Raw genomic sequence first — 6,628 nt, 5'->3', positions numbered from 1 at the left:
CTTCGTTGGAATTCCTCGCAATAGTCCTGCTATTACTCGTCATTCCGCCTTGCCCCGCGGTCCAAAATGACTTGCTCGCTATCATATTTAGAAGGCGGAATTGGTATAACTTACAGTTGCCTGATCATTTTGCTCAACTGATCAAGCAACGGTTTATCCACTTTCACTCGTCCCGAGTATGCCGACTGAATATAGAGATCCACAATCAATAATAGTTGCGCACCCAACACGTCATTTTCAGCGTTGACTCTCAATGCGAAATCTTTTGGCCCTTCCCCTGCCTGGCGCTCAAAGCCCCTGACAACCAGCTTACGTTCAAGTCGTAACCAGAGTTTTTGATAAGGATTTAGCGTCGGCCTTTGAAAGAGAGCAAAGACCCCAAAGAACATAAGAAACAGCGCTAACAATGCACCAAGCACACCCATCTGCTGCCAGTAAAAGGATGAGGTACCAAACAACTCCCTCATAAAAGACTGCTGCTTTTCCTGCTGGTACTGCACCACGGACTTCTGCCAGCGGTACTCAAGTCGCTCCCAGCCGTGGCGTACCGACTTGAAGAAGCCTGTCTGACCAAAACGGTAAGCCAGAGGGATCTCCCCCTGCAGCAACCCACCCTGCTCAATCATGTCATCAATTCCAAGATCAATACGCTCCGGCGCTACCGCTGCGGTGGGATCAAAACGAACCCAACCCTGCCCTTCGACCCAAATCTCTGCCCAGGCATGGGCATCTCGCTGAAGCACTCTGACTACCTGTTCTTCAGGTAAGTATTCCCCTCCGAGATAACCTGTCACGATGCGCGCAGGTATCCCTACCGAGCGCATCATAAATACCAAACTGCTGGCATAGTGCTCACAAAACCCTCTGCGATGCACAAACAGGAATTGATCGACTTCATTCTGCTCCATCGACGGTGGAGACAGTGTGTAGTAAAAAGGCTCCTGATTGAAATAGTCCATTACCAGCCGTCCCATGGTCACCGGATCCCGACCCGATTCAACAAATAACTGTTGAGCCAAAATACGGCTCTGGACGTTGCCACTGACAGGTAACGACTTATTGAGATCCAGTAACCAGGAAGGCATAGTAATCGACTGTGCAACTACACTCTGTTGCGCAGGCTGGTATAAGCGTCGTTCAAAAACAGGCTTATCTGCTTCAAGTCGTAAGGTTCTCAAAACTGTTGTTTCCGGAACCGATGCAGCGGCCATCCCCAGAACGGGAAGCCACTGTCGACCATTGGGCTCCAATAAGATTTCGTAGTTGTACCGCCCGGGCTGAACCTGCCACCAGCCATCACTTATTGGCAGCGCGCTCTGCCAGCCTCGCTTATCATCAATTTCCCCCGGAAACTGGTTCAATAAACCCATCAGGTCACTTTGCCACCACTGTTCACCATCGTATTGATCAAGAACCAGCGTTCTCCAATAACGTTCCCTGGCCGGTGGAACAGAATCGGTAAACTGAGCTCGAAAAGCCAGCTCATAAGACTGGCTGAGCCTTGCCACATCACCTGGCTGCATCGTGTCAGATAACCCGGTTTTAGCCTCTCCTTCGGGCCAGGGCACTGCCCATAATGGGCCAAGACGGGGAACAAAAATAAAAAGAGCCAGCGTTAAAGGCAGGGCTTGCAGCAGAATAAAGCCAGTAAAACGAAGACTGCCTTTTATAGAAAAACTTGCGGTAGCGCTATGTATTGGCGAATACATGGCATGAATCGCTGCGACCAGCACACCCAGGCACAGTAACTGGTATAGTGCCTGCATCAGGGACTGGGAATAAATCACCCCGGCCCCCACCACAAAAAAGCCGATATAGGCGATCACCAGCGCATCCCTGCGGGTTTTCATCTCCAGCATTTTCAACGCATAACCGGTCACCAGGAAGGTCACGGCCAATTCCAGTGAAAATTGCCAACCAGAGGAAGTAATGATAAGTACCAGGGAAAGGGCGACCAAAACACGTCTTAACAGATCTGAGGGCCAGGTGCCTCTGCCAAACCAGATCAGTGCACGCCAAAACAGGGTAAGCACCAGTAGAGGAAGCACAGCAATGGGCAAAACCTCAAGCACCGGCAATGCCACCATAACCTGTGCCACCAGAAGCCAGAGCGTGGCATAACGGGAAACAGCCGGGCTATCCATTTATCCCTCCAACCATACCCTGATCCAGCTCATACAACGCCAGCATTTCCAGGCACTGCTTTAAATGCACCTCACCTGCTGAGGGTGCCAGTTGCTGCCCTGCCAGTGCCAGACCATAGGCGTATTGTTGCTTATCACACTGCAGACACCAGGCGGCCAGAACAGAAAGCCTTTGCTCAAGATCCCCTTCCGGTACCTGATCCAGGGAAAACCAGAGTTCACGGCCTGATGGTTGATCAAACTGCTTGGTCAGCAGCTCTCCTGTTCGGGCATAGCCCTGCCAGAAAACATGGGCAGGAGTGTCTGTCTGCTGATAACTTCTGAATCCGGCAAATTCTTCAAAACCTGAAGTTGTCAATGACCGCTCACCATCGTCTGTTGTCTCATTCTCCGGTAGCGGGTAACGGTCATCCGGAGCCGGATAAACCAACGAGTGAAAATCCAGGCGAACCCAGCTCCATGCCCGGCATAATCCCAGGGGGTAAATACTTTCTATACGCAGTCGTTCGGGCCGAAACCATCCCCGTGATCCAGCCTGAGCAACCAGTCCCTGCTCACGATCACTGGCAAAACTAACGACAACGGACTCGGTTTCTGGCCAGCCAATGGCAATGGCATAACGCGGTCGCCGTTCACTGAGACATTCTATCGATACCGGTATCAGCTCACCGGCAAATCCGGCTTCTGCCCTCTTGGCCACCAGGGTAATGCCGGCCAGATTCCGCCACGTATGAATAATCGATAATAAAAAAAGGCTCAGCATAAAGAAGCAGAGACCATAAGCCAGTGAATTACGGTAATTAACCGCCACCAGAAAAATCACCAATACCATGGAAAGCCAGAAAAATCCGGAGCCTGTCGGTACAATATAAATACGACGCTGGTTAAGCTGAATTCGGGTCGCTCTGGGTGTGCGCTGATCAGTCCACTGCTGAAAATGCCTGTTCAGCCGACGCCGGGATGCTGTAAAAAGTGAGTCTTTCATCGATGAACTACTCAAGCCATGGCATTAATGCGGCCAAGGAGTTCACCGGGCGATATGCCCTGTTTCTGCATGGTAAGCCGGTGGGTGGCGACCGGGACAAACACGGCCTGAATATCTTCCGGAATCAGGTAATCCCTGCCGTCTATGTAGGCCCAGGCCCGGGCTGCCTGTAACAGTGCCAAGCCCGCCCTTGGGGATAAACCAACGGCAAAATAACCCTCTTCACGGGTGGCCTTCAATAATCGAAGCAAATAATCCAGCAGGAGATCACTGGCATGGACGTTATCGACTTCCTGCTGCATCAACAGGAACGCTTCTGGTGTCACTGACTGACCCAGCTGGCTGACCAGAAATCGCCCGGCCTCGCCCCGGAGAATGGCTTTTTCTGAGTCAGTATCCGGATACCCCATGGGAATACACATCAAAAAGCGATCCATCTGCGATTCAGGTAGCGGGAATGTTCCCTGTTGCGTTAATGGATTCTGGGTGGCAATCACCACAAACGGCTCAGGCAGCGATCTGGCCTGCCCTTCTATGGTCACCTGTCGTTCTTCCATGGCTTCCAGAAGCGCACTCTGGGTTCGGGGTGAAGCGCGGTTAATTTCATCAGCCAGCAGCAGCTGGGAAAACACAGGACCTGGCTTGAACTGGAATTCAGATGATGCCCGATCGAAAATAGAAACGCCCAGAATATCGGCCGGCAATAGGTCACTGGTAAACTGGATCCGTTGATACTCCAACCCCAGCAATCGGGCCAGAGACAATGCCAATGCGGTTTTCCCCATACCAGGCAGATCTTCGATTAGCAAATGCCCCCGGGCTAACATACAGCACAATGCCAACCGAAGTTCCCGGTCTTTCCCCCGAATAACACCAGACAGTGCGTCCAGAGAATTCTGCAGCGTTGATTTCATAAATTATGGTTCCAGCTTTATTCTTATTAAGGGCGCCATTCTTGGACAGCAATACACGGGGCTTATCCCAACTGCCTGAGTCCCTTCTCCAGATCGGCTTTCAGGTCATCAATATTCTCAAGACCAACGGCAATACGAACCAGACTTTCTGTAATACCTGACTTTATTTTGTCTTCATCGGACAAACGACAATGTGTCGTTGTTGCCGGATGGGTGATGGTGGTCCGGGTATCCCCCAAATTGGCAGTACGAGACATAATCTGAACACTGTCAATCACTTTCCAGGCTGACTCCCGACCACCTCTCACTTCAAAAGCCAACACGCCACCAAAACCTTTCTGCTGTTTTTTGGCCAGCTTATGGCCTGGATGGGAGTTCAGCCCGGAATAATGGACACGCTCCACTGCCGGATGCTGACTGAGCCAAAGCGCCAATTCCGAAGCGTTTCGACAGTGAGCATCCATACGCACAGAGAGCGTCTCCAGCCCTTTATAAAACACCCAGGCATTGAACGGACTCATGGTTGCCCCTGCGGCCCGCTGCCATAAGTGCACTTCATCCACGAGCTGTTTCCTGCCAACCACCAGGCCCCCCAGGCAACGTCCCTGGCCATCAATGTATTTTGTCGCCGAATGCACCACCAGATCAGCACCAAAAGAGAGTGGACGTTGCAGGGCTGGAGTACAGAAGCAGTTATCCACCATAAGCAAGGCGTCGTTACTGTGGGCAATATCCGCCAGCAGCTCAAGATCAGCCACATCACTCAATGGATTAGAAGGGGTTTCCAGAAATAGAAGACGGGTTTGTGGTGTCATCGCCTCTCGCCACTGTTGATAGTCCACCAGATCAACAAATGTGGTTCTCACACCGAACTTGTCAAAATACCGGGCAAAGACAGTGAATGTTGTGCCAAATACATTGCGGGAACAAACCACATGATCACCACTTTTCAGCAGCGACATACAGGTGCCAAGAATAGCGGCCATACCAGAAGCCGTGGCACAGGCGGTAATCTCATCGTCAACCTCACTCCCTTCCAGCACCGCCATGCGCGCTTCCAGCATCTGAACTGAAGGGTTGGTATAACGGGAATAGACGTTACCTGGTTCATCCCCGGCAAAAACCGCCTGAGCCTGGGCAGCACTGTCATAGACAAAACTTGAACTCAGATAAATGGCTTCGCTGTGCTCACGCTGATCACTGCGAAACGAACCGGCCCGGATAGACTGGGTTGCAAATGCAAGAGCCTCAGTCAAATCATGATCATTCATGGAACTTCCTGAATTACCGCGTATTTTTTTTGGGATTTATACCTATGCCAGTCCGTTAACATACCAGAACACAGAACAAATCCACAGCATGCTTTGAGCAAATTTCCGTTATCATTGTCAAACGTAAATAATCACCGCTGGAATCAACCGATAATATGGCACCAACACTGCTTCTGATTGATGCTCTGAACCTGATACGTCGCATCCATGCGGCCATCCCCTCAAGGGAGCCTCAGGCCGATGAAAACCAACAGGTGGATGGCGCCTTATCCGCAACACTGTCGTCCGTGCAACGAGCCATCAAAGAGTGCAACCCAAGCCATATTCTGATGGTCTTTGATGGCGACCCTCCTACCTGGAGACATCAGCTTCTGCCCGGGTATAAAACCCAGCGTAAGCCGATGCCGATGGCCTTACGTCAGAGGCTGGTTGAATTCAATAATGCTTTCCGCGAGATGGGATTAATGACGTTTCGTCGTAACGGCATAGAAGCTGACGACGTGATTGGTGCCATTACCCACAAGGCCATTGCCGCCAATGTTAAAACGGTGATTCTGTCAACGGATAAGGCTTACCGGCAGCTGCTGCATTCGCCACTGGTCATACAGCGGGATCATTTCCAGAAAGAGAATTTTGACAGTGCCTCTGTGTGCACAGAGTATGGAATGCCCCCTGAAAAGTTACTGGACTACTGGGGTATGGCGGGTGTTGGCGATGTTCCCGGTGTGGAAGGCGTAGGAAAGAAAGGCGCAACCGAGCTACTTAACCGGTTTGGCAGTTTGAATGGGATTTTCGAGCCTGAAGTGGCCCATGGGGAGAAGGTGAAAGGTGCGCTGAAAAAGGTGCTGGAGCAGAGGGAACAAGCCGAGTTATCGGTACGTTTGGCAACGTTACAGCATGATGTGGAGTTAGGGTTGAGCTTAAAAGACCTTCGATACCAGGAGAAAACCCAAGGTTAGGCAACAACACTGGGTCCCAAGGCTGTCGCGAAACTCTGAAAAAAGTTATCGATACAAGGTCGGTTCGCATGCGGGCCGATCTTGCACATCTTAAACCAAAACCAGATAGAAACCGTGGATTCTGCAATGCAGCCCCCCCATGATATCTCGGTGGTGCTGGACTCACAGAAGAATCCACGATTTCAAACTGGACGGGGTATAGCACATCATTGCATTGAGTTTGATGTGTACAATCCCCGTTCACCCTGAGCGGAGTCGAAGGGTGATTAGCACAGACTTTATTCAGGTCATGGAGTTTAAGCCCTTCGACTCCGCTCAGGACGAACGGAGTTTGGACGTCAATGATAGAAGGAAC

General features: G+C 51.1%; 5 protein-coding genes. 1 reads left to right on the top strand and 4 read right to left on the bottom strand.

Annotation, left to right across the window (positions count from 1 at the left end):
- Window positions 1–110 precede the first annotated feature (110 nt).
- From KDK15_RS15020 to KDK15_RS15005, 4 genes are all read right to left on the bottom strand, one after another.
- Window positions 111–2,144 carry a DUF3488 and transglutaminase-like domain-containing protein gene (locus KDK15_RS15020; RefSeq protein WP_257296200.1) on the bottom strand — a complete coding sequence of 678 codons (2,034 nt, stop codon included), beginning with the start codon at window positions 2,142–2,144 and terminating at the stop codon, window positions 111–113.
- Window positions 2,137–3,129, bottom strand: a complete 993-nt coding sequence (locus KDK15_RS15015) for a DUF58 domain-containing protein (RefSeq protein WP_257296199.1) — start codon at window positions 3,127–3,129, stop codon at window positions 2,137–2,139. Before KDK15_RS15015 ends, KDK15_RS15020 begins: the two co-directional genes overlap by 8 nt.
- An 11-nt stretch (window positions 3,130–3,140) precedes the next feature.
- Window positions 3,141–4,043 carry a MoxR family ATPase gene (locus tag KDK15_RS15010; RefSeq protein ID WP_257296198.1) on the bottom strand — a complete coding sequence of 301 codons (903 nt, stop codon included), beginning with the start codon at window positions 4,041–4,043 and terminating at the stop codon, window positions 3,141–3,143.
- A 62-nt stretch (window positions 4,044–4,105) separates the two neighbouring features.
- Window positions 4,106–5,314: an O-succinylhomoserine sulfhydrylase gene (locus KDK15_RS15005; protein ID WP_257296197.1), complete on the bottom strand. Its 1,209-nt coding sequence runs from the start codon at window positions 5,312–5,314 to the stop codon at window positions 4,106–4,108.
- 155 nt (window positions 5,315–5,469) lie between these two features.
- Between KDK15_RS15005 and KDK15_RS15000 the strand changes: the two genes are divergently transcribed.
- Window positions 5,470–6,273, top strand: coding sequence for a 5'-3' exonuclease H3TH domain-containing protein (locus tag KDK15_RS15000; RefSeq protein WP_257296196.1), 804 nt, complete (start codon window positions 5,470–5,472; stop codon window positions 6,271–6,273).
- The last annotated feature ends 355 nt before the right edge of the window (window positions 6,274–6,628 follow it).

The organism is Endozoicomonas sp. YOMI1, assembly GCF_024606345.1.
Lineage (GTDB): Bacteria > Pseudomonadota > Gammaproteobacteria > Pseudomonadales > Endozoicomonadaceae > Endozoicomonas.
The sequence above is the reverse complement of the archived record's forward strand: the minus strand, read 5'-3'. Positions and strand labels throughout refer to the sequence as shown.

What these genes read in the sequence shown, in the direction of transcription:
- KDK15_RS15020 (WP_257296200.1), bottom strand. Translation starts at nt 2,144, where the DNA reads ATGGATAGCCCGGCTGTTTCCCGTTATGCCACGCTCTGGCTTCTGGTG.
- KDK15_RS15015 (WP_257296199.1), bottom strand. Translation starts at nt 3,129, where the DNA reads ATGAAAGACTCACTTTTTACAGCATCCCGGCGTCGGCTGAACAGGCAT.
- KDK15_RS15010 (WP_257296198.1), bottom strand. Translation starts at nt 4,043, where the DNA reads ATGAAATCAACGCTGCAGAATTCTCTGGACGCACTGTCTGGTGTTATT.
- KDK15_RS15005 (WP_257296197.1), bottom strand. Translation starts at nt 5,314, where the DNA reads ATGAATGATCATGATTTGACTGAGGCTCTTGCATTTGCAACCCAGTCT.
- KDK15_RS15000 (WP_257296196.1), top strand. Translation starts at nt 5,470, where the DNA reads ATGGCACCAACACTGCTTCTGATTGATGCTCTGAACCTGATACGTCGC.